The following is a 22,982-nucleotide window of genomic DNA, read 5'->3' on the forward strand; positions in this document are numbered from 1 at the left end:
CTGACATGGCAAACATTCTGACGCTGATTGAAACCACATCCGCAGGCGAGATTGCAGAGACCGCTGCGGAGCTGATCGCGGCCGCAGCTAGGCTCGGGACGCCGGTGGCCGTGGTGGCCGCCGCCCCCGGCAAGGGAACGGAGCTGACGGCACAACTTGGCCGGTTTGGGGCCGGACTGGTGCACATTGGAGAAACCGAACAGTCCGGACGCCTGTTGGCCGCGCCGGAACTCGAGGCACTCGCCTCGGCTGCCAAGACACACGCACCGGCCGCCGTCCTTGTTCCCCATACGGTGCTGGGCCGCGACGTGGCGGGCCGGCTGGCCGTCCGAACGGCAGCGGCACTGGCCATCGACGCCGTCGACCTCCGCTCCGACAACGGAACGATCACTGCCACGCATTCGGTGTTTGGTGGCGCCCACACGGTCGAATCTGTGGTTGAGGGCGGTCTTGCGATTGTTACCCTGCGCCAAGGTTCCATCGAGGAGCGGGCCGCCGCCGTAGCCGAACCGGCCGTGACCACGGTGACCACCGCCGGAGACCCCGCACGCTTCGGCACCATCGACTCCGTGGACGAAGCCATTATCTCCTCGGGACGCCCGGCCCTGCGCGGTGCCGAGAAGGTGGTCTCCGGCGGCCGCGGCCTCGGCTCCAAGGAGGAATTCGTGTTGGTTGAGCAGCTTGCCGATGCCTTGGGGGCCGCTGTGGGTGCCTCCCGCGCCGCGGTGGACGCCGGCTACACGGACCAGTCCACCCAGGTCGGGCAGACAGGTGTCACCGTATCGCCCAAGTTGTACGTGGCACTGGGCATCTCCGGAGCGATCCAGCACCGGGCAGGCATGCAGACCGCCAAGATGATCGTGGCCATCAACAAGGACGCGGACGCCCCGATCTTTGAGGTCGCGGACTTTGGCGTAGTCGGTGACGTCTTTAAGGTTGTGCCGCAGCTGATGGAGTCCTTGAAGGCCGGCACCCGCTAGGCATTGCCTTGCAACCGGCCGACGTATCTGTGGCCGCGATTTATGTCCTTCGCCATCCCGTCCTGTCCGTCCGGCCCCAAAAGCCCCGGGCCGGACGGGGTGGCACCCTAGTAGGAAATTTGTTGACCCATGACTATGACGAAATCGATGCCCGCACTGAAAAACAGCAGGACGTTCAAGCGGGTTGGCCTGATCCTGGCGGCGCTGCTGGTCATGGCTTTGCTGGTGTTGCTGGCCCGTTGGCTGCGAGAGCTGGCACCGGTGCAGGGTTTCATTGCCGCGTACCCGGGCCAGTCCAGGCTTCCGTCGTCGGCCCCGGTGGGATTGCCTGCCTGGCTGGGGTGGCAGCACTTCCTGAACGCATTCTTTATCCTGTTGATCATCCGTACCGGGTGGCTGGTTCGGACTACGGCCAGGCCCAAGGCGTACTGGACCCGCAACAACAAGGGCCCCCTGCGCACAAAGAATCCGCCGAAGAAGATCAGCCTGGATTTGTGGCTGCATTTGAGCCTGGACTCGCTCTGGGTGCTCAACGGGATCGTCTTCTTCATCATGCTTTTGGCAACCGGGCAGTGGATGCGGATCGTGCCCACCAGCTTGGATGTTTTCCCCAACGCGGCATCGGCACTGCTGCAATACGCGTCATTGTCCTGGCCCCTGGAAAACGGTTGGGTCAACTACAACAGCCTGCAGGTCCTGTCGTACTTCCTCACCGTGTTCGTCGCCGCGCCGTTGGCACTGGTAACCGGGTTGCGGATGTCCCCGGCATGGCCGAAGAACACCCCAGCCCTCAACAAGGCATACCCGATCGAAATGGCCCGTGCCGTGCACGTCCCGGTAATGGTCTACTTCGTCGTCTTCGTAGTCATCCACGTCGCCCTGGTGTTCAGCACGGGAGCGCTGAACAATCTCAACCACATGTACGGGTCACGTAATGATGATGGCTGGGTAGGGTTCGGTTTCTTCGCGGCATCTGTGGTGGTCATGGCCCTGGCCTGGTTTGTGGCCCGCCCGATGTTCCTTGGTCCAATTGCTTCCCTCACCGGCAAGGTCAGCCGCTGACATCCACCGCGGACGACGCCGGCATGCACCGAATCCACACATATTCGAAAGTGACGAAACCATGAAACATTACGAAGAAGCGCCGTTGCTGATTGAGGAACGGGGTCGCATACTCGTCCTCACACTGAACCGTCCGCAATCCAAGAACGCGATGTCATTGCAGCTGGCACAGGAGCTTGCACACGCGTTCGAGGAGTTTGACGGCAACGACGGACTCAGCGTTTGCGTCATTACCGGGTCCGGTGGCACGTTCTGTGCGGGGATGGACCTCAAGGGCTTTGCCCGCGGGGAGATCCCCGTCGTTCCGTCCCGCGGCTTCGCCGGAATGGTAGGGCGGCCGCCATTGAAACCAATCATCGCCGCCGTCGAAGGGTATGCGCTCGGCGGCGGATTCGAGATTGCCCTTGCGTGCGATCTGATCGTTGCTGCCAACAACGCCGCGTTCGGTTTGCCAGAGGTCAAGCGCGGGCTGACGGCCAACGGCGGGGGCCTGCTGCGGATCCAGCACCGCCTTCCGTACCACTTTGCGATGGAGCTGGTCCTCACTGGACGAATGCTTCCGGCGGCGGAGGCCGCAGGACTTCACCTGGTCAACCGGGTCGCGGAACCCGGCGGCGCACTGGTGGCCGCTCTGGACCTTGCCGAAGAAATAGCCAAAAATGCCCCCCTTGCATTGACCGCCTCGAAACAGGTCATGGTCCACTCCGGGGATTGGGCCGTTGGCGAGAAGTTTTCGCGGCAGCAGGAATACGTGGGCTCTATCGGGAAGTCGAACGACGCTGTTGAAGGCGCCCGGGCCTTCATCGAGAAGCGCGTCCCCATGTGGTCCGGGAGCTAGCCTTGGGCCGGTTGGGTCCGCCCTTTTTGCACCTGTGATTACCGAGATTCCCTTCCGGCCGTTCGGCGACCGGGGGCGGGACCTGACGTAATCGGGGGAGGTGCCGTGCGGTCGGCCGGTAGTTTCAGCGCGTATCGACCATAATGGGTTGTTATGACTGACGCGAGAATTTCCGAGCTGCCAGAAAGCGGCCAACAGCACCCCGGGAAGAAGACCCGGTCGCCTGCGGGTTCGGCCAAACTTTCCGAGGTGGCCGCCCTCGCGGGCGTCAGCGAGGCCACTGTCAGCCGCGTGCTCAATCGCAAGTACGGTGTCTCCTCGCGTACGCGTGAGCAGGTCGAGGATGCCCTGCGCCAGATCGGGTATGAACGCACACTCAAGGGCGAGATCGTCCTGGTCCTCGTGCCCGGCCTCAGGACCCCGTTCTTTGGCGAGATGTGCAATGCCATCGAGAGCGAATTGAGCCCGCACGGCCTGCGTGCCGTCATCGGGCCGGTACTGCCCGGCTCCGTCTATGAACGGGACTATGTGGAGGCTTTCGTTGACACCGGTATCGCCGCGGCCATCTTCCTGTCCTCGAGCAACACCCTCGTCAACGCCGACGATTCGGCGCGCGCGCTCCTTGAGTCCCGGGGCGTGCCCTACGTCTGCGTGAACGGTGGCTTCGAGGCGGGCGAATCACCCGTGGTCTCAACCGACGACTGGCGGGCAGCCGAGCTCGCGGTGGAACATCTGTACGGCCTGGGCCACCGCCGAATCGGCATGAGTGCCGGCCCGGTCGGCAACATCCCCGCCGACCGCAGGGTCGAGGGCTTCTTGAACGCGATGGATGCCCGGAACATCGACGGCGCGGAAGACCTGGTGCTGCGGCACCACTTCACCGTCGACGGTGGCCGGCACGCCGCCGATGCACTCCTGGACCTGGACGTGACCGCGATCGTGGCCTCGAGCGATGACATGGCCCTTGGCGCCATCAGGGCCATCACCCGCCGGGGGATGCGGGTTCCCGAGGACGTCTCGGTCATCGGCTACAACGACTCCTTCATCCTTGAGTTCACCGCCCCGCCGCTGACCAGCGTCAGCCAGCCGGTGGAGCACCTCGCCCAGGCCGTGGCCCGCACCGTCGTCACCATGGTGCAAAACCGTGCCGTGCGCACCGACGAGGTATTCATGGAGCCGGCATTGCATGTTCGGCTGTCCACCGCCCCGGTGCGCGCAGTCTAGGGCGCGCCGGGGCGGGGGACTATTTAGCCGTCAACGTGCGGCGCTCGCCGGGGCCAACCGTGAGCGTTGCGGTGACCGGACCGATGAGGTGCGGGTCCTGGAAACCTGTCCGGGGCCCGGCGAAGACCCGCCACTCAAGGGGACTCCCGGTGCCGTTGTACAGCCACTGAGTGCCCCCGGAAACGCCGACGTCGATGGTCCCTGCACCGAACGGAATGTCGAAGGCCTCGAGCCGTTCGACGCCGTGCGGCAGGCTTGTGCGGGTCGTCACCACATTGCCGGCCGCGTTTGGCTGCACGCCGAGCAGGCCCGAAATGATCTGCGCGACGAGCGTGAAGGACACCTCCGGGTAGGAGCCGTTCAACCCCTGCTGCGGCACAACGTGCGGGTCGTTGCGGCGGGCGTAGATGTGCCGGATCCAGCGCCAGGCCGTGTTTGCATCACCGTGCCGCAGGAAAAGATCGGGCACATAGGTCAACGCCTCGATATTGGCCGGTGCGCCCACGGGGTCCGCGCAGAGCCTGTCGATGTCCGCCAACAACTGCTCCGAGCGTGGATCCCCGGCCAGGAGCCCCTTCATGGGCATGAAGAAGGTCGTTTCCCTGCCCCATTCGGTGACCGGCTCGCCGTCGACCGTCCAACCGTTGACGACGACGTCGGCCTTTCCGCGGCTCCACGTGTCGCGGAAGTAAGCGGCCAACTCTTGCCCGGTCCGTTCGAACAGTGCCGCAGCCTCGGGCTCGCCACAGGCCAGCTCCAGGGCGGCGGCATGCAGCGTGGCGGCATATTGGGCGCCGAACGCATCACCGGCTTCCCGAAAATGTGCCGTGGGATGCTCGTTGTAGCTGGCGGCGCCCTGGAAGATGCCCAGGCCGCTGCCTTCGGCCACACCGTTGGGACGTTGCGTGTCATGGTCGGCGAGGAAGCCGCCGAGCGTATTGCGCCAAAAGTCGCGGTGCTCCAGCAGCAGGGTATCGCCCGTCCACCTGTACAGCACGTGCACCAGCTCGACCATCTCGAAGATGGCCGGAACCTCGCGCACAAACTCCTGCGGAGAACGGTAATCGATGGCGAGCGGGGTCTCGCCGTCGAAGTTCAGCGCCCACACCGGCCAGCCGCCGTGTTCGGCGGTGGCCGTTGCCAACAGGGACTTGAGCATGTCCTCGTTCTGGCGCGCCCAGCCGAGCAGCTGGGCGCCCACCGCCTGGTGGACGAAGTCGCGCTGGTAGTAGCCGCTGCGGTGGGCATAACCCGCCCGGTAGCTTGCGCGGTACGGCACCTGCCGGTACGGGCCGGGGTGTGCCTCGGAGACGTCGAGCGGGCCCGTGGCACCGTCGTCGTACACCGACTCGGCCGCCGTGAGCTTGGCCCACTCGAAGATCTCCGTCAGTTCGGCACTGTCGGATTCAATGCGAACCCCGCTCATACGGCCATAACCTCGATAAGGGCCGCCTCCTGCGGGCGCAGCGTGGGCATGGGCAGGCCAATCTTCGCCAGGAAGGAGCCCTGGACCACGAGCTCCTCGTTCCACCAGGACGGCTGCCAGCGCGCGGAGATGGTGTCCACGGCGCCATCGATGGTCACCTTGGTGACACGGTAACGGCGTTCGGGGTCGAGCCCGGCCAGGCGCAGTGCCGGGCCGGGGATGTGCGGCGGCGAGTCGATGGCGGCCAGCGTGACGATGGCGTGGCTGCGGTCCGCCGAGACGACGCTCTGTGCAATGTGCGCGTGCTCGGTCTCCAGGCGGTGGAGCGTGCCGCGCTCGATCAGCGGGGCGAGCCGCTTGACGTGCCGGATCCATGCGGTGAGCTCGGCCAGGTCCTCCTCGGACGCCTCGCGCAGATCCCATTCGATCCCGAAGCTGCCCATGAGCGCCGTGATGGCACGGAAGGTCATGGAGCTGGTACGGCCCGTGACGTGCGCCTTGGCGGCGCCGACATGGGAGCCGAGCAGTTCCGGCGGCATGAGCAGGCTGGTCCAGCGTTGGATGCGCTGGCGTTCCAGGGGATCGTTGGAATCCGAGGTCCAAAAGCGGTCCACGTGCTCAACGACGCCCAGATCGATCCGGCCGCCACCGGCAGAGCAAGACTCAATCTCCAGCCAGGGGCAGGCAGCCTTGATCTCGTCGAAGAGGCGGTACGTTGCAAGGGTCTGTTCATGCACGCCCGCGACGCCGGTGGTGCGGTTGACGGGCTCCACCAGGTCACGGTTGTGGTCCCACTTGATGTAGTCGATGCGGTGCGCCGTGACGACCTCGACGATCCGGTCGCGCAGGTAGGCGAAAGCCTCCGGGTGCGCCGTGTTGACCACCAGCTGCTGGCGGGCCAGGGGAGCGTTGCGGTGCTGGGGTCCGAGGATCCAGTCCGGGTGGTTGCGGGCCATCTCCGAATCGGGGTTGACCATCTCGGGTTCAAACCAGATGCCGAACTGCATGCCAAGGGAGCGCACGTGGTCAACCAGCGGGGCCAGCCCGTTTTCCCAGACGGTGGGGTCGATGATCCAGTCACCCAGGCCGGCGCGGTCGTGGCGGCGGCCCAGGAACCAGCCGTCGTCGAGCACAAAGCGTTCGACGCCGACCCTCGCGGCCAGGTCTGCGAGCTCCACCAGGGGCGGCAGGGAGTGGTCAAAATAGACGGCTTCCCAGGTGTTCAGGGTGATGGGGCGGCCCACCGGGGGATGCTCCGGCCGGGCGCGCAGCATGGTGTGGATGCGGCCGGAGACCGCGTCGAGGCCCTCGCCGTAGCTGGCATAGAGCCAGGGACTGGAGTATTCCGCGCCCGGGGCCAGGGCGATCTCGCCGGAGTGCAGCAGCTCGCCGGCGCCCAGGAAGGTGCGTCCGCCGTTGGTGCGCTCGGCCCAGACGCGCTGGTTGCCGGACCAGGCGTTGTGGATGGCCCACACTTCGCCGCGGGCAAAGTCGAAACCCGGGGTGCCCGCGAACAATAGGGTTGCGGCGTCCGGGCCGGTGCGCCCGCGCCGGTTTTCGCGCAGGTGGGTCCCGTCAACCAGTGAACGGCGCTGCGGACGGCGCTCGCCGTTATGACGACCGGAAAGATCCAGCAATTCCGTGGCCCGGCCCGGGATGGGCAGCGCGAGATCCAGGCCCTCCAAGCGGTACTCGGTGGCGCCGTCGTTGGTCACAGTGGCGCGGATGCGCAGCAAGCCGCTGGGCAGCAGCTCGATTTCGAGGGTGACGCCGAGCAGGCCCGACACATCGAGGCCTCGGGCGATGAGCCGTTGACCTGTTCCCGGATCACCCGCAGGAGTATAGTGATATGTGACATTGCACATATCCGCGAAGGACCCCTGGCCGTCGCGGTGGCCTGCGATGCCGGGGAAGCCCATCCAACCCTGCCTGGCCTCCGGCAGGACGCCAATGGGGAGCGGGACATCCGGCTCACTTGTGGCGCGTACCGGCATGGTATCGGCCAGGATTCGCGCCTTGCTTGCGTCATCCAGGTGTCCCAATTCGGCACCCCAATAGGCCACGACGGGTAGTGAATCGGATTTGGTCACGACGATGACACTCACTCCGGCGCAGGTCATATGTACAAGCGAGGACTCCATTTTGCTCCTTTGTAATTTTGCAGAAATTGTCTGCATATATACTAGTACCATGTTACTGTCGTGTGACCACACTCACTGAGACTCACTTTGAAAGGACTGTGAACAATGAAGTTCTCCACAACAAACCTCGGACGCCGCGAGGTGCTCACGGCTTTTGCCGCCGCTTCCGCGCTGACGCTCGTTGGCTGCGGGACCCAAACCGGCAAGCCTGCCGCTGACGGAAAAATCGGCGGCAAGATTACCGTCTGGACCTGGAATGCCCCGGGCAGCGGCCTGAAGGCTGCCATCCCGGCTTTCCAAAAGCTGCACCCCGGCGTTGAGATCGACGTCCAGGACGTTGGCAATCCCGCCATCTGGGACAAGATCACCACCGGCATGGCCGCCGGCGGCAGCGGCCTGGCCGATGTCCTGAACATCGGCATCGACTACATGGGCAACTATGTGGAGAAATTCCCCAAGCAGCTGCTCGACCTGCGCGACGTGGGCGCGGACAAGCTCGCCGCCCAGTTCCCCGCCGGTGCATGGAAGAGCGGCAGCGGCCCTAAGGGCCAGGTCTTCGGCATTCCCTACGAGGTCAATGCGGCCGGGTTCTTCTTCCGCAATGACCTGTTCAAGCAGGCCGGCATCGACTACGCCGGAATCAAGACCTGGGACGATCTGCTCGCGGCCGGCGTCACCCTCAAGGCGAAGACCGGAGCATCCCTGTTCAGCATGGACAAGGCCGGCACGGTCGCCGACTCCGCTGGCCTCTTCGAACTGCTCATGGGCTTGCAGGGCGCGTTCTACTTCAACGCCGCCGGTGAAATCACCATGAACGGTGCTGAAGGCGTGCAGGCACTGGGGATCATCAAGAAGGCCAATGACCTTGGCCTTATCCAGGACGTCCCCGGCAGCTGGGACAACTTGCTGATCACCCTCCGCGGTGAGCGCAAGGTGGCCACCACCGCATCCGGCGGCTGGCTGACCGGCGTCATGGAGCAGGAAGCCCCCGCCATGGCCGGCAAGTGGAGCGTCAGCCTGCCTCCCGCCGTCACGCCCGGCGGCCTGACCGGCGCCGTCAACGGCGGCACCTACCTCTCGGTACCGACGTCGAGCAACAACCAGGCGACGGCATGGGCCTTCATCAACTTCGCGCTCGGCACCCTGGAAGGCCAAAAGCTGGCCTACGCAGGCGGTGGCATGTTCCCCGGCTTCAAGCCGATGCTTGAGTCGGACGGCTTTGCCGCCCCCAGCAAGTACTTCAGCGGGGAGAAGGTAAACCAGATCTTCATCGATGAACTGAACCAGAACACCCCCGCGGTGAACTACACGAGCGACTACGCGCGGGCCCTCAAGGCCTACGTCGACGCGCAGACGCGCATCCTCCTCAAGGGCGATGACCCGAAGGCGGCGCTCACCGACGCCGCCAACCAGGTCGCCCAGCAGACCGGCCGCAAGCTCGCTGCCTAGTAGCAGTCGAACCAGGGTGCGCCGGCCACTGGCCGGCGCACCCATGAAAAGGCACTCACCATGAATTCAACGCTCCAAATCACGGCGCCGGTAAAGGCCGAGGAGGCTCCTGCGCCGCGGCGCCGGCGGTCTTCGGTCGGCTACCCCCGCATCACCCCGTACCTGTTCCTGCTACCGATGATCGTGCTGTTCGTCGGGTTCAAGCTGTACCCCTACATCTCCGCATTCTGGCTGAGCCTGACCAAGAATGTTGGCGGCGACATCGAGTTCGCCGGCATGGACAACTACCTCCGGCTCCTGCAGGACCCGCTGTTCTACACAGCGCTCCGCAACACGGGGATCATCCTCCTTGTACAAGTGCCGATCATGCTGGTGCTTGCGATCGTGCTGGCTGTTGCCTTCAACTCGATCCTGCTGAAGTTCCGCTCGTTCTGGCGCACCGCCTACTTCGTGCCCATCGTCATGGGACTTGTCGCATACGGAATCCTGTTCCGGGCGCTGTTCAACACGAACGAGGGGTTCGTCAACTACCTCATCAGTTTCATCGGCATGGGCCCGATCCCGTGGCTCGCCGATCCGCTGTGGGCGAAGGTCTCGATCGTCATCGCGATGACCTGGCACTACACCGGCCAGAACGCCATCATCTACCTTGCCCAGATGCAATCGATTGGCGGCGAGCTCTACGAGGCTGCCCATGTTGACGGTGCAAGCGCATTCCAACGCTTCTGGCATGTGACCTTGCCGGGCCTGCGTCCGGCGATCGTGCTCACGGTCATCCTTTCCACGATCGGGACCCTGCAACTCTTCGATGAACCGTATGTGCTGACCAACGGCGGGCCGGACAACGCGACCCTCACGGTGGGCATGTACCTGTACCAAAACGGTTTCAAGTACTTCGACTTCGGCTATGCCTCCGCAATCGGCTACGCCCTGACCATCATCATCGGCGTGATCTCGCTGATCCAGCTGCGCTTGTTCAAGGAGAAATCCTAATGTCCGACATCAACATTGTGGCGCGGAAGAAGCCCGGACGCTCACTGGTGCTGACCACCGTCATTGCCGCCGGTGCGGTGCTGATGATCCTCCCGTTCTATTGGCTGCTGATCGCCACCACCTACGGTGCGCATGACATCTTCTCCACGCCGCCGCACTTCCTGCCCGGCCCGGCCTTTGTCGAGAACTTTGTGGGCCTTTTCCGGGACACCCTCTTTGGGCGCTCCATGGTCAACTCGATCCTCGTCTCGACCACCTACACGGCCCTGGGGCTCATTGTGTGCACGGCAGCGGGATACGCCTTTGCAAAGTTCAAGTTCCGCGGTCAAACGATCATGTTTGGTACTTTGCTGGTGACGCTGGCACTGCCCTCGCAGGTGACCCTGGTCCCGCTGTTCCAGATCATGGTCTCGCTCGGCTGGCTCGACAGCTACCAGGCACTGATCCTGCCGAACCTCGCACTGCCGTTCGGCATCTTCCTGATGCGCCAGACCATGTACGCCATTCCGGATGAGATGATCCAGGCTGCACGGATCGACGGCGCAGGCGAGTTTAAGGTCTTCAGCCGGATCGTGCTTCCCACGGTTCGCCCCGCGCTGTCGGCACTGGCGATCTTCCTGTTCCTGGCCCAGTGGAACGACTTCGTCTACCCGCTCGTGGTGCTGCGCTCACCCGAGTCCTACACCGTGCCCGTTGCCCTCGCCTCGCTCCAGGGCATTGGCACCACCGATTACGGACAACTCTTGATGGGCACCATGCTCTCCATGCTGCCGGTCCTGATCCTCTTCCTCTTTCTCCAACGTCAATTCGTCGCGGGCATCCTGGCCGGCGCCGTGAAGCAATAAGGAATCACCGTGCTACTTGAAGACCATCAGCTCTTGTCCGTGCAGTGGACGGAGCTCACGCGAGGCATCAAATTCGGTGTTGGGGGCGGCTGCCTGGTTGAGGGCGTCGAACGCCGCGGCCCCGTCGACATCATCACCGTGAGCATTGCCGCCGGGGGACAGATCGTCCTTGAGGCACCCCTGGGCAACGCCACCGCCTACTGGCACCCGGGCTTCGACCCGGGCGACTGCCTGCCGGCCGACTGGAAGGGCCGCATTGGTTTCAGTGCCGTGCGCTCGGCGCCGATCGGAGTCCTCTGCGACGCTGACGGCCGGAGCACCTTCGCGTTCGCCTTCGACTGCCTGACCCAGGAAGGCGAGCTTGAATTCGGCGCCTCCGAGGAAGCCAAGACGTTCGTTGCGCGCCTGGGCATCGGCGAAAGCCTGGCCTCGGCACGCTCGATCGTCAGGCTCGCCGTGGTTGCGCCCGAGACGGGCTACGTCGAGGCGATCCGCGAGCTTTCCGCGATCCTGCACGACGGCATTTCAGGCCGGGCCCCGGCGGAGATCGCCCTCGAACCGGTCTACTCCACCTGGTACGCCTACTCGCAGCAAATCTCGCACGATATCGTTATGGGCAATGCCGAGGCGGCCCGCTCCATCGGCTGCAAATCCGTGTTCATCGACGACGGCTGGCAAAAGTTCGGCGACGGCCGCTGGTATGCCGGGTGCGGCGACTGGGTTCCCGACACCGCCAAGTTCGACGACCTTCGCGGCACGGTGTCCGAGCTCCGGACAGCGGGCCTGGAAACCGTCATGTGGGTTGCCCCGTTCCTGGTGGGCGAGCAGAGCGCGGCCTACGCGGACCTCACCCCCTACATGGGCCACTACTCCGAGACGCTGCGGACCTGGGTCCTTGACCCGCGCCACCGCGAGGTGCGCGACCACCTCGTTGCCCTGTGCACGCGGCTGATGACCGACTACGCCCTGGACGGGCTGAAGATCGACTTCCTGAACAACGTGATGGTCTACGCCGGCACCCCGTCCGGTGGCGACGTGGCCGACGTCGGCGACGCCATGACACTGGTGCTCGGCGAGATCGCCAAGGCCGTTGACAATGCGCGCCCCGGCGCGCTCATCGAGTTCCGGCAGCCCTACATCTCCCCGGCCGTGGCACCGTTTGCCGACGTCATCCGGGCAAATGATTGCCCGGCCGACGCCGACCAGAACCGCCGCTCGACGATCAACCTGCGGCTGCTCGCCATCGACCAGATCGTCCACTCCGACCCCGTCATGTGGGATCCCACGGCGCCCGTGGAGACTGTGTCCCGGCAGCTGCTCAATGCGTTCTTTTCGGTGCCGCAGATTTCGATGCCGATGGACAGCCTCCCGGACGCCCACCAGACGAGGGTCACCGAGCTGTTGACCGAATGGCGCTCCTTGCGCGAGGTACTGCTGAATGGCGAGCTGTGTGTTGGGCTGCCGAACGAGGGCTACCCCGTGGTGTCCGCACGGCTGGGTTCGACCCTGGTGGTTGCCGCCTATCAGCCGCGGCACCTCGACCTGGACCTGGAGGGGATCGGCGAACTCGTCATCTTGAACTCGACGGCGTCCCAGGCCCTGCCGTACACGGCGGTCGGCGCAGCCCTTCCCGGGGCCTCGCTGATCGCTGACGGCGATGACCACGATGGAAGCGAACGTGGCTTTGTCGATGTCACTCCGTGGGGAATTACCCGGGTTCCGCTCGACAAGTAGCCCGGAGTCATCGGTGCGGGTGCCGCGATGGCATCCGCACCGGTTTCGTTAATGCCTCAGCCCTTGCCCAGTGCGCGGTAGCGCAGCGCCGTTGTGCCGTGCACGCGGCGGAACTGCCGGGAGAAGTAGAACGCATCCGGGTAGCCCACCTCCGCGGCGATCCGCGCGACAGGCAGTTCGGTGGTGTCGAGTAGCTCCCGGGCCCGGGCCATCCGCAACTGGGTCTGGTATTGCAGCACGGAGGTCCCCACCTGCTTGCGGAACAGGGCGGCGAAGTGGGAGGTGCTCAGGCGCGCCAGCGTGGCGAGTTCGGTGACGCTGGTGCGTTCGGCCAGGTGAGACTGCAGGTATTCCCTGGCCCGGTCCACAACCCCGTCCGGGGTTCCCGCACTGTCTGCGGAGGTTGAAATCACGGCTAGGAAATGCCATGCGGCCGCGGCGGCGGCAAACAGGCTTGCCTGGCTTTCATCGCACCCCATCTGTTCGACGATCTCCTCGATGAGCGTCACCGCGCGGACCTGTTCGGCGGGCGTGTGCACCGGTGCGGGACTTGCAGCCGGCAGCAAATCCGGAAGTTCGCTGCCGTCCAGGTGCATCCACCACAGGGTCCATGGATCGTCCAGTTTGCTCCAGTAGGAATGCGGGGTCTCCGGCGGAATCACTACCGCCTGGCCGGCCCGCACCGTGTGCTCGATGCCGCCCACGGTGCACCAGCCGCTGCCGCCCGTGCATACCAGGATAACCGCCTCCCGGATGGGCTTTTCGCGCAGGATGCCGTGGGCTTTGGCGCGCGGGAAGTAGCCGGAATCGGTCACCAGCAAGGACCGCGTGCCGGGGCGTGAAAGCGCTGCGCGGACCAGGGGGCGGGGGAGTACGTGCAGGCGCTGGCCCGGGAACCCTTCTTCAACCGTCATGGCACCACACTCGCTAAGAATCATTGTTTTGTCCAGTTATTTAATGAGAATGGTGCTTTCGCCGGCTGTACGTCCCTCCCTAGGCTGGCATCATGACTACCCACGTTTCCGCTGCATCACGCATCGAACTGCCGCCCGTCCCCGCCCATTTGCTGGCCCATCCAGTCGCGTGCTGGTCCGAGCCGCTCACGATCGATACCTACATGCCGCTGGCGCCGGACAGCAAGCCGGCATTCTTCGAACAAAGGGTCTACCAGGGGTCCGGCGGCGGCGTTTTCCCGTTGCCCTTCCACGAGCGGGTCAGCCAGGAGAAACGTCCGCATTCCTGGACGGCTGTGCATCTGGAGAATGAGTGGCTGCGCGTGGTGGTCCTGCCGGAACTGGGTGGCCGGATCCACATCGGCTATGACAAGGTGGCCGATTATGACTTCTTCTACCGCAACAACGTCATCAAGCCGGCCCTGGTGGGGTTGACCGGGCCGTGGATCTCCGGCGGCGTCGAGTTCAATTGGCCCCAGCACCACCGCCCGGCCACGTTCCTGCCACCGACTTCGAGATTGAACACGAGGACGACGGCGCCGTGACGGTGTGGTGCTCCGACCATGACCCGTTCACCCGGATGAAGGGCATGCACGGGATCCGCCTGCGTCCGGACAGTGCCGCCATCGAGGCGCGTGTACGGCTGTACAACCGCACCGAGGAGACCCAGACGTTCCTGTGGTGGGCCAACGTTGCCGCCGCCGTCGACGGCAACTACCAGGCCTTCTTCCCCACGGATGTGGACCAGGTGGCCGATCATGCCAAGCGGGCCACGGCCAGCTACCCGGCCGTAACGGGCAGCTACTACGGGGTGGACTACCCGGCCCGGCGCAGCGAAGATTTACCCGACGGCGACCGCCTCGACTGGTACCGCAACATCACCGTCCCCACTTCCTACATGGTCACAAAGACCGAGGACGACTTCTTTGGCGGCTACGACCACGGCCGCGGCGCGGGATTCGTGCACTGGGCGGACAAGAACTACGCCCCCGGCAAGAAGCTTTGGACATGGGGGACGCCCCGTTCGGCCATGCCTGGGTCGCAGCCCTGACCGACGGCGATGGCCCGTACATTGAACTCATGGCCGGTGTGTTTACCGACAACCAGCCCGACTTTTCCTTCCTGGCCCCGGGGGAGACCAAGACGTTTAGCCAGTTCTGGTACCCCATCCAGCAGATCGGCCCCGTGCACCAGGCCACCACCCAGCTGGCCGTGAGCCTCCACGCCACCGTGTCGGGCGACGTCACCGCCGTCGATCTCGGGGTGGCCGCGGCAGAGCAACTGCCCGCCAGCGTCGTCGAACTCCACACGGCCGGCGGCGAGCTGCTCCATTCCCGGGCCCTGGACCTCACCCCCGGCGCTCCGCTCGTGCACACGCTGCAGCTGGGGCGCCGCCTCGAGCCGAGCGAACTGGTGCTGACCGTGCGCCAGGGGGATGCCGAGCTGATCCGCTGGCAGCCGCGCACCCGCACGAACACCGACGGCGAGGTGGCAGACGCCGCCACCGAACCGCCCGCGCCGGAGGATGTCGGTTCGGTGGACGAACTGTTCTACATCGGCCAGTACCTGCGCCAGTACCGCCACGCGACCCGCCTGCCCGAACCGTACTGGCGCGAGGCCCTGCGCCGGGACCCCGGTGAGGTGCGCTCCAACATCGCGCTGGCCGATAGCGCCCTGCGGACGGGAGAGCTGGCGGAAGCCGAGACCCTGTTGCGCACTGCAATCTCGCGGATCGCGGCATACGCCTCGAACCCGGCCGACGGCGAGGCGCACTACCGCCTGGGCATCCTCCTCACCCGCACGGGCCGCGACGCCGAGGCCGAAAGTTACCTCGCGAAGGCAAGTTGGAATGCGGCCTGGCGCGTGCCGGCCAGGTTCGCCCTGGCCCGCCTCAAGGCCCGTGCCGGCCGCTACGACGGCGCCGCGGCCGAGCTGCGCGAGGTCCTCACGCTCGACGGCGCCCACCTGCAGGCGGCCGACCTATTGGTCCGGGTGCTGCGGGAACAGGGCCGGCACGCCGAGGCGGAGCGGCATCTGGCGGACACCCTGCAACGCGACCCGCTGGACCAATGGGCCCGTGAGCTGGCCGAGCTGCCCCTAACGGCTGATGCACCCACCCTGCTGGACGTCGCCATCGACTATGCCCATTCCGGATTCTCCGACGACGCCCTGCGCGTGTTGGATCTCGCCGCCGCGGCGGCCGGGCACAACGCCCTGGGCCAGGTGCAGGTGGCCCCTCTGGTGCACTACCACCGGGCCATGCTGCTCGACGCCGCCGGCCGGCCGGAGGAAGGCCGGGCGGCTCGCACCCGGGCACACCAGGTGGACCGCGCGCTGTGCCAGCCCTCCCGCACGGCCGACATCGACGCCCTCCGGAGCGCCCTGGACCACGGCGACGACGCACTGGCCGCCATGCTGCTGGGCAATTGGCACTACGACAAACGCCGCTACGTTGAGGCGATCCGGCTGTGGCAGCGGGCCGAAACCGGACTGCTCGCCGCGGACCCCGGCGCCCAGGATCGAGAGTCCCTGGTGATTGTGCTGCGCAATCTCGGCATCGCCGCACACAATGTGCTCGGCGACGGCGCCCATGCCCTCGAATACTTCGAACGCGCACGAGCCCTGGCGCCGGAGGACGCCAAGCTCCTGTTCGAGTTTGACCAGCTCGCCGCCCGGCTCAACGCCACGGAAGAGGTGCGGTTGGAATGCCTCGAAGAGCACCAGGCCCTCGTCGAATCCCGGGATGACCTCAGCGTTGTCTACGCCGGCCTGCTCACCGCCGCCGACCGCGCCGATGACGCCCGCAATTGGCTGCTTTCCCGCGTCTTCCAGCCCTGGGAAGGCGGCGAGGGCCAGGCGCTTGCTGCCTGGGACGCCGCGAACATTGCCCTCGCCGAACACTCCCTGGCGGCCGGGGACGCCGTGGCCGCGCTGCGTTGGCTGGACTCGGCCATCGCCAGCCCCGCGTCGCTGGGCGAGGCCCGGCACCCGCTGGCCAACTCGGCGCGGCTGCAACTGCTGCGCGGTGACACGCTCGCGGCACTGGGGCGCGCACCTGAGGCGGCCGCGGCTTGGGAGCACGCGGCGTCGTTCCGCGGTGATTTCCAAGCCATGAACGTCCAAAGCTACAGCGAGCAAAGCTGTTTCTCGGTGCTCGCCCTGCGGCGCCTGGGCCGGGGGGCGGAGTCGGTGCTGCTGACCGACGGTTTGGCCGCGTACATCGCGGAACTTGCCGTGGCTCCCGCGACCATTGACTACTTCGCCACCTCCCTGCCCACCATGTTGCTGTTCAACGAGGACCCGCAGGAAGGCCGCGACCGCCTGGTCGCCCGGCTGCGGGAGCAGCTCGGTGACTTGTGCGGCCAGCCCGCATGACCACTTCCATGGTGCGCGCCGTGGTGACAGGCCCCGGACTGCGCGCCGAGGTGCAACCGGACCGGGGTGCCCGGATCGTAAGCCTTCGCGGCGACGACGGGCATGAATGGCTTGTACCCAGCACGCGAACCGCAGCCCCGGGCCGCGACCAAAGGTTTGTGCGGCCCGGCATGGGCGGGTGGGACGAGGTGGCGCCCACGGTGCAGGCGGATCCCGGTTTCAGGATCGCCGCCGGCGGGGGACCAGGCGCTGGACCCGACCACGGCGATGTCTGGAACGTCCCGTGGAGCGTCCACGAGGCCACGCCGGCCTCGCTGACCACATCGGTGCACCTGCACAGCCTGCCGGTCGTTGTGGAGCGCACCATCGCCGCGAGTGCAACGGGGTTGACCCTCAGTTACCGTGCTGTTACCGAATCCCCGGAACCGGTGCCGCTGCTGTGGTGCGCGCATCCGCAGTTCGCGGCCCCGGCCGGAACCGCCGTTTCGCTCGAGGCGGGCGGCGAATCCATCGCGCCCGCACTCTGCGAGATGTACCCGCACGCCGGGCGGGAGCGCCCGTTCCCGACCGCACCGTTGCACGCCCGGCTGGCTCCGGACACCTCGTTGAAGGCCTTCGTTGATCCCGGAGTCCGTGCCGATGCCGCGGTCCTCGCCGTCGGCGGGGGCCGCACCCTGCGGATCGGCTGGAACCCTGATCAGCTGCCGTTTCTGGGGCTGTTCTGGGACAACGGCGAGTTTGCCGCCCAACCCGTGATCGCCGTCGAACCGTCGACCGCGTGGGGCGAGCGGCTTTCGACGGCGGCGCAGGAGGGGCGGGTGCTGACCCTCAGCCGCGGGCGTCCGCTCGACTGGGTGCTGGCTTTGTCTGCGGGATCAGGCGGCGGGACCAGGCCCGGCTCTTGTTGACGCCCGGGAGGACAGGAGGCTGGGAGATCCTAGGAGTAGTAGCCATGAGGATTGCTGATGCCTTGCTTTCGCGCGACGGACATATCAATCCAGTGATGATTCAATGATGTCCGGCCGCTTCCACTGGCGTGCCTTTTGAAGCTGTTGGTGATGACGGCCTATGGGCGGGCCAAGGCGCGTGGCAGGTGTTTTTGTTCAAAAATGTTAGTAATCTGTTCAAGCTCACCATAAATGACGGCGATTCGGGTTTGTTACGGCCTGAAAATGCATCATTACGGCGTCTATTTGAAATGTTTTGATTGATTTCCCGAAATGATTGGCGTAGTTCGACGCGCTGTAAATCGCCATGCACTTACTGCAACGTGGCTCGCGCATCGCGGCCCGAAGGCCCGTTGGTGGCTGGTTTGCGCACTTGTTGCCCGAGGAATGCCTATAGTCACATCTTCCGCATGCCTTTGGCTCCGCTACCTGCCCATGCTTTGAATTGGCTCGTGAGCTATTTTCAGCGTTCTTGAAAAGTATTGTGGTATCGATAACAAACCATTTACGCTGACATGGATCCGCACGTCTTAGCCCCGAGGAAGAGGCCCGAAACTCCATGAACCCCCAGCGTAAAGAACCGCACGAGAAGGCAAGAGCATTCTCCTGGCGCAAGCGCGGTAACCCGCCCATATCCACTGGTGCAAGCGGGCGCTTCGGTGCTGGGCAAGCGCCCGTGAGCCGGAGTGCCCTCCACACTCGCGGCACAGCCATTCTGGGGGCGGCTCTTGCTGTATTGGTGGCCGGCGTGGGGTTGGTGGGGATGGCTCCCGTGGAGCGGGCAGTTGCCGCCGTGCCAGTCTCCACCTCCATCGCCGTAAATGGTTCGGGGTCAGGCCTTGCCTTCGACGGTGTCGGCGCAATTTCCGGTGGTGGCGGCAACTCCCGGCTGCTGATCGACTATCCGGAGCCGCAGCGCACCCAGATCTTGGATTACCTGTTCAAGCCCGGCTACGGTGCCGGGCTGCAAATCCTGAAGGTCGAGATCGGTGGCGACACAAACTCCACCGATGGCGCCGAGGCGAGCTTCCAGCACTCCAAGGGTGCCGTTGACTGCAACCAGGGCTACCAGTGGTGGATGATGGCAGAGGCGAAAAAGCGCAATCCCGACCTCAAATTCTCTGCCCTGGCCTGGGGTGCCCCGGGCTGGGTAGGCGGCGGCAACTTCTGGTCCCAGGACATGATCGACTACCTCATGGGCTGGCTCGGCTGCGCCGACAGCCATGGATTCACGATCGACACCTTGGGCGGATGGAACGAACGCGGATTCGACAAAGACTGGTACAAGAACCTGCATGCGACCCTCCGGGCAAAGGGCTACGCAACCAAGGTGGTCGGCGATGACACCGGTTGGGGCGTTGCCGACGCCATGAAGACGGACCGGGAGTTCGCCGCGGCCATCGACATCATCGGCACGCACTATCCGTGCGGCTACCTGGGGGCCTATACCTCGTGTCCCAGCACGCCGAACGCTCAGAGTTCCGGGAAACCCTTGTGGGCAACGGAAGGCGGATCCCAGGACTTCAATACCGGGGCCGCGCCGGTTGCTCGGGCCATCAATCGTGGATACCTCGACGGACGCATGACCTCGTACATGAATTGGCCGCTCATCGGGGCAATGTATCCAAACCTGTACTTCTCAACCGACGGCATGGCAGTGGCAAACCAGCCGTGGTCCGGCGCCTACAGCATCGGCAAGACAAGCTGGGTCACGGCGCACACCACGCAGTTCACCAAGCCCGGCTGGCACTACATTGATTCAGCCGGCGGGTATCTTGGCGGCGACCGGGGCAACGGTAGCTACGTGACGCTGAAATCGCCTAACAACGTCGACTTCAGCACCATCATCGAGACCATGGACGCCACTGCCGAACAAACGGCCTCGTTCACGGTTTCCGGCGGCCTGTCCACGGGGACGGTCAAGGTCTGGGCCACGAACGTAAATTCCACCGACACCAAGGATTACTTCGTCCACACCCAGGACGTCACGCCGTCGAACGGCAAGTTCACCCTGACGCTACAGCCCGGATTCGTCTACAGCGTGACAACCACCACCGGCCAGGGCAAGGGTGCGGGCGTCTCGCCGGACCGCGCAGACCTGGGCCTGCCCTACTCGGACAACTTTGAAACCCCCGCGGGCAGCACCTCCCCGAAGTACTTCACGGACATGAACGGCGCCTTTGCCCGCGTGGACTGTGGCGCCGGCCGAACGGGAAAGTGCGTGCGCCAGATGGCGCCGATATCGCCGATCCGCTGGACCGACGAGCCCTACAATGCGCCGTATACCTTCCTCGGTGACCAGACGTGGGCCAACTACACGGTCAGCGTTGACACCATGATGGAACAGAACGGATCGGTGGAACTCCTGGGGCGCCTGAACCAGCAGAACCGTAACAACAACGGCCTCAATGCCTACCACATGCGGGTCGGCAGCAATGGTGATTGGTCCATCCTCAAGAGTGATTCCAAGTGGACCTTCACCACGCTGGCCAGCGGTACCGTGGCGCCCCTCGGCACCAATACCTGGCACAACATTGCCTTCGAACTTCAGGGCACCACGTTGTCCGCAAAGATCGACGGCGTGACTGTCGGGAGCGCTACCGACGGCCAGTATGACTTCGGCCAGGCCGGGATGGGCGTGGTGGGCTTCCAGACCCAGCAGTTCGACAACTTCTCGGTCATTGAGGGGAAGCCGGACACCAATACGCCGGTGGCACCCACAACGGACAGCTACGCGTCCGAGCTGAAGTGGATCGGCACTCCCACCAACGGGTGGGGTCCGGTTGAAAAGGATAGCGCCAATGGAGAGCAGGCTCCCAACGACGGGCCGCCGCTGACACTCGATGGCAAGACCTACGCCAAGGGCCTGGGAGCGCACGCAAACTCCAGCATCAAGTTCTTTGCCGGCGGAAAGTGCACCGCGCTGACCGCCGATATCGGCGTTGACTACTTCAAGAAGGACGGCGGTTCGGTGGTCTTCTCCGTCCTGGGCGATGGCACGGAACTGTATAAGTCCGATGTTCGGCATGGCTCCTCACCGGCGCTGCCCATCAACGTCGACCTGAAGGGCGCTAAGTACGTGGATCTGGTGGTTGAAGATGCCGGCGATGGAAACGGCAATGACTGGGCCGACTGGGCGGACGCCATGTTCCATTGTTCAGGCGAGGCCGCGCCACTTGTCCTGACCCCCGTGGTCAACCCGGGCGGCCCGATTGGGCAGGGGAGCGAGTACATTGTCTCGGTGGGCGATCTGAAGCCCGGCACGGAAGCCACGTTCTCCCTCGGCGCCACGGTGCTGGGCACGGCAACGGCCGACGTCGCGGGAGTGGCAACCCTGAAGCGCACACTGCCTGTGGATGCGGCCGTGGGCACTGCAACCATCAACGTGGCAGGCACCGACAGAAACGGAAAAGCAGCCACCGGCTACGTCGTCATCAGCATAGTTGGCGGACTTCCGCCGGCACCCGCGAAGGACAGCTACGCCAGCGACCTGCCATTTGTTGGCACCCCTGCCAATGAGTGGGGTCCTGTCGAACGCGACATGAACAACGGTGAGGATGCCGCCGGCGACGGAACACCGATCACGATCGACACCAAGGTCTACGCGAAGGGTCTCGGCACCCATGCCGACTCCAGCATCCGCTACTACCTGGGCGGTCAGTGCACCAACTTCAGCGCAATTGTTGGCATTGACGACGCGAAGCTGACCAAGGCGCACCGCGGCAACGTCGTGTTCACGGTTGTGGGCGACGGGAAGACCCTTGCCACCTCACCGCAGCTGACGGTCGACAGCGATGGTTACAAGTTCAACGTCGATGTCACGGGTGTCCGCTACATCGACCTGGACGTTGCCAAGATCAAGGTCATCTCCTTCGGTGACGAGTGGGCGGACTGGGCAGACGCGAAGTTCAGCTGCAGCACAACGGTTCCGACGGCCACCCCGACAGCAACACCGAGCACGACGCCGTCGGCCACGCCTTCAGCCACACCCAGCGCTTCGGCATCGGCAACGCCGTCAGGAGCACCGTCTGCAACACCGACTGCCAAGCCCTCGGCAACACCAAGCGCCGGCACGACGCCGTCGGCCGGTCCCGCCAACACCGTCAGTGGCAGCGTCAGCTCAGCATCGATGGCACCGGGCGGGAAGCTGACAATTACGGGGAAGAACTTCAAGCCCGGGACCAAGGCAACGTTCACGCTGCACTCCGAGCCGATCCTGTTGGGCACCTCGGTGGCGGCGGCCGACGGCACGGCTTCATTGACCACCACGCTGCCCGCCAACGTACCCGCCGGCAAGCACACGGTTGTCATTGCCGGTACCAGCGCCGGGGGCAAGCCAGTGGACCTCGGTATCGCACTGACAGTCACAAGCGCCGTTGCCGGCCAGCCCGCCAGTGCGGTAGCTGCCACGACTGCGGCAACAACAGATGGCCTGGCAAGCACGGGCGCCAACGGGGCCTTGCCGATCCTGGCCTTCGCATTGCTGGCCGTATTTGCAGGTGCGGCAACCGTATTGGTTCGCCGCCGCCGCAGCCACGGCTAAGAAATAGCAGCAAGTCGACAAAGAATTAAGAACGTTGGCCGCCGTTCCCCGCATCGATTCGGTGTGGGGAAAGGTGGCCAACGTTTTTGCTGGGATACCCCGGCCCCTGCGCCCGAATTCCAATTGAAGAGGCCGTGACTCACGCTGGGTTTCCTCACCGGCGACTGTTTGGGAATCGCTGTTCCAATGCAGGTCCTTTGGCGGCGGACGCATGGCCGTATTTTGGGCTTGACTCCGCGGTTCCGGCAGTGGAATGTGAAGAATTCCCGGCTCTCGACCTTCGGCCCGGAAATTGGTGACGGGGCAATTTCGGCCGGGGTCAGTGGTGCCGGGCCAAAATTCGCCAAGATCTCGCCACTGTGGACGGCGTTTTCAAGCGACACGGAGCATCTTGCTAGGCGGGGCACATCGCGTGCGCACTTGAGGAGTGGGCGGGGATCCGCCGGCACGCCGAACGATCCAATTCAGCTGA

At 65.0% G+C, this 22,982-nt stretch carries 14 protein-coding genes and 1 pseudogene; 12 read left to right on the forward strand and 3 right to left on the reverse strand.

Features of this window, described 5'->3' with window-relative positions:
- Window positions 1–5 precede the first annotated feature (5 nt).
- The 4 genes from AL755_RS09700 (at window position 6) to AL755_RS09715 (ending at window position 4,104) form a co-directional block, all read left to right on the forward strand.
- Window positions 6–980, forward strand: a complete 975-nt coding sequence (locus AL755_RS09700) for an electron transfer flavoprotein subunit alpha/FixB family protein (RefSeq protein ID WP_054010831.1) — start codon at window positions 6–8, stop codon at window positions 978–980.
- 129 nt (window positions 981–1,109) lie between these two features.
- The gene (locus AL755_RS09705) at window positions 1,110–2,042 is read left to right on the forward strand and encodes a cytochrome b/b6 domain-containing protein (RefSeq protein WP_054010832.1); all 933 of its coding nucleotides are present in this window, start codon (window positions 1,110–1,112) and stop codon (window positions 2,040–2,042) included.
- Window positions 2,043–2,103: 61 nt separating this feature from the next.
- Window positions 2,104–2,880 carry a crotonase/enoyl-CoA hydratase family protein gene (locus AL755_RS09710; protein ID WP_054010833.1) on the forward strand — a complete coding sequence of 259 codons (777 nt, stop codon included), beginning with the start codon at window positions 2,104–2,106 and terminating at the stop codon, window positions 2,878–2,880.
- A gap of 153 nt (window positions 2,881–3,033) precedes the next feature.
- Window positions 3,034–4,104 carry a LacI family DNA-binding transcriptional regulator gene (locus AL755_RS09715; RefSeq protein ID WP_082369055.1) on the forward strand — a complete coding sequence of 357 codons (1,071 nt, stop codon included), beginning with the start codon at window positions 3,034–3,036 and terminating at the stop codon, window positions 4,102–4,104.
- 19 nt (window positions 4,105–4,123) lie between these two features.
- On the opposite strand, the gene AL755_RS09720 is transcribed toward AL755_RS09715, so the two are convergent.
- Entirely contained in the window at window positions 4,124–5,530 is a 1,407-nt protein-coding gene (locus AL755_RS09720) for a hypothetical protein (RefSeq protein WP_054010834.1), read from the reverse strand.
- Window positions 5,527–7,620 (reverse strand): alpha-galactosidase, encoded by a 2,094-nt coding sequence (locus AL755_RS09725; RefSeq protein ID WP_237762648.1) that lies wholly within the window; start codon window positions 7,618–7,620, stop codon window positions 5,527–5,529. The genes AL755_RS09720 and AL755_RS09725 overlap by 4 nt, the downstream gene beginning before the upstream one ends.
- 156 nt (window positions 7,621–7,776) lie before the next feature.
- Between AL755_RS09725 and AL755_RS09730 the strand changes: the two genes are divergently transcribed.
- From AL755_RS09730 to AL755_RS09745, 4 genes are read left to right on the forward strand one after another with little or no spacing between them, the layout of a single operon-like run.
- Window positions 7,777–9,120: an ABC transporter substrate-binding protein gene (locus AL755_RS09730; RefSeq protein WP_054010836.1), complete on the forward strand. Its 1,344-nt coding sequence runs from the start codon at window positions 7,777–7,779 to the stop codon at window positions 9,118–9,120.
- 60 nt (window positions 9,121–9,180) lie between these two features.
- A complete protein-coding gene (locus tag AL755_RS09735) occupies window positions 9,181–10,113 on the forward strand; it encodes a carbohydrate ABC transporter permease (protein ID WP_054010837.1) in 933 nt (310 codons plus the stop codon).
- Window positions 10,113–10,958: a carbohydrate ABC transporter permease gene (locus AL755_RS09740; protein ID WP_054010838.1), complete on the forward strand. Its 846-nt coding sequence runs from the start codon at window positions 10,113–10,115 to the stop codon at window positions 10,956–10,958. Before AL755_RS09735 ends, AL755_RS09740 begins: the two co-directional genes overlap by 1 nt.
- A 9-nt stretch (window positions 10,959–10,967) precedes the next feature.
- Window positions 10,968–12,692, forward strand: coding sequence for a glycoside hydrolase family 36 protein (locus tag AL755_RS09745; RefSeq protein ID WP_160318882.1), 1,725 nt, complete (start codon window positions 10,968–10,970; stop codon window positions 12,690–12,692).
- A 56-nt stretch (window positions 12,693–12,748) separates the two neighbouring features.
- Here the strand turns inward: AL755_RS09745 and AL755_RS09750 are convergent, their stop codons facing one another.
- Window positions 12,749–13,606: an AraC family transcriptional regulator gene (locus AL755_RS09750; protein WP_054010840.1), complete on the reverse strand. Its 858-nt coding sequence runs from the start codon at window positions 13,604–13,606 to the stop codon at window positions 12,749–12,751.
- A 203-nt stretch (window positions 13,607–13,809) separates the two neighbouring features.
- Here AL755_RS09750 and AL755_RS09760 point away from each other — a divergent pair.
- From AL755_RS09760 to AL755_RS09775, 4 genes and pseudogenes are all read left to right on the forward strand, one after another.
- A pseudogene (locus tag AL755_RS09760) lies at window positions 13,810–14,696 on the forward strand (DUF5107 domain-containing protein).
- On the forward strand, window positions 14,654–17,020 hold the full coding sequence (locus AL755_RS09765; RefSeq protein WP_054010843.1) for a tetratricopeptide repeat protein: 2,367 nt from the start codon (window positions 14,654–14,656) through the stop codon (window positions 17,018–17,020). The pseudogene AL755_RS09760 and the gene AL755_RS09765 overlap by 43 nt, the downstream one beginning before the upstream one ends.
- On the forward strand, window positions 17,017–17,928 hold the full coding sequence (locus AL755_RS09770; RefSeq protein ID WP_150117085.1) for a hypothetical protein: 912 nt from the start codon (window positions 17,017–17,019) through the stop codon (window positions 17,926–17,928). Before AL755_RS09765 ends, AL755_RS09770 begins: the two co-directional genes overlap by 4 nt.
- 715 nt (window positions 17,929–18,643) lie before the next feature.
- On the forward strand, window positions 18,644–22,510 hold the full coding sequence (locus AL755_RS09775; protein WP_150117086.1) for an NPCBM/NEW2 domain-containing protein: 3,867 nt from the start codon (window positions 18,644–18,646) through the stop codon (window positions 22,508–22,510).
- Window positions 22,511–22,982: the final 472 nt, after the last annotated feature.

The organism is Arthrobacter sp. ERGS1:01, assembly GCF_001281315.1.
Taxonomy (GTDB): Bacteria; Actinomycetota; Actinomycetes; order Actinomycetales; family Micrococcaceae; genus Specibacter.

Coding starts and splice junctions, on each gene's coding strand:
- AL755_RS09700 (WP_054010831.1), top strand. CDS start 6: ATGGCAAACATTCTGACGCTGATTGAAACCACATCCGCAGGCGAGATT.
- AL755_RS09705 (WP_054010832.1), top strand. CDS start 1,110: ATGACTATGACGAAATCGATGCCCGCACTGAAAAACAGCAGGACGTTC.
- AL755_RS09710 (WP_054010833.1), top strand. CDS start 2,104: ATGAAACATTACGAAGAAGCGCCGTTGCTGATTGAGGAACGGGGTCGC.
- AL755_RS09715 (WP_082369055.1), top strand. CDS start 3,034: ATGACTGACGCGAGAATTTCCGAGCTGCCAGAAAGCGGCCAACAGCAC.
- AL755_RS09720 (WP_054010834.1), bottom strand. CDS start 5,530: ATGAGCGGGGTTCGCATTGAATCCGACAGTGCCGAACTGACGGAGATC.
- AL755_RS09730 (WP_054010836.1), top strand. CDS start 7,777: ATGAAGTTCTCCACAACAAACCTCGGACGCCGCGAGGTGCTCACGGCT.
- AL755_RS09735 (WP_054010837.1), top strand. CDS start 9,181: ATGAATTCAACGCTCCAAATCACGGCGCCGGTAAAGGCCGAGGAGGCT.
- AL755_RS09740 (WP_054010838.1), top strand. CDS start 10,113: ATGTCCGACATCAACATTGTGGCGCGGAAGAAGCCCGGACGCTCACTG.
- AL755_RS09750 (WP_054010840.1), bottom strand. CDS start 13,606: ATGACGGTTGAAGAAGGGTTCCCGGGCCAGCGCCTGCACGTACTCCCC.
- AL755_RS09765 (WP_054010843.1), top strand. CDS start 14,654: ATGGGGGACGCCCCGTTCGGCCATGCCTGGGTCGCAGCCCTGACCGAC.
- AL755_RS09770 (WP_150117085.1), top strand. CDS start 17,017: ATGACCACTTCCATGGTGCGCGCCGTGGTGACAGGCCCCGGACTGCGC.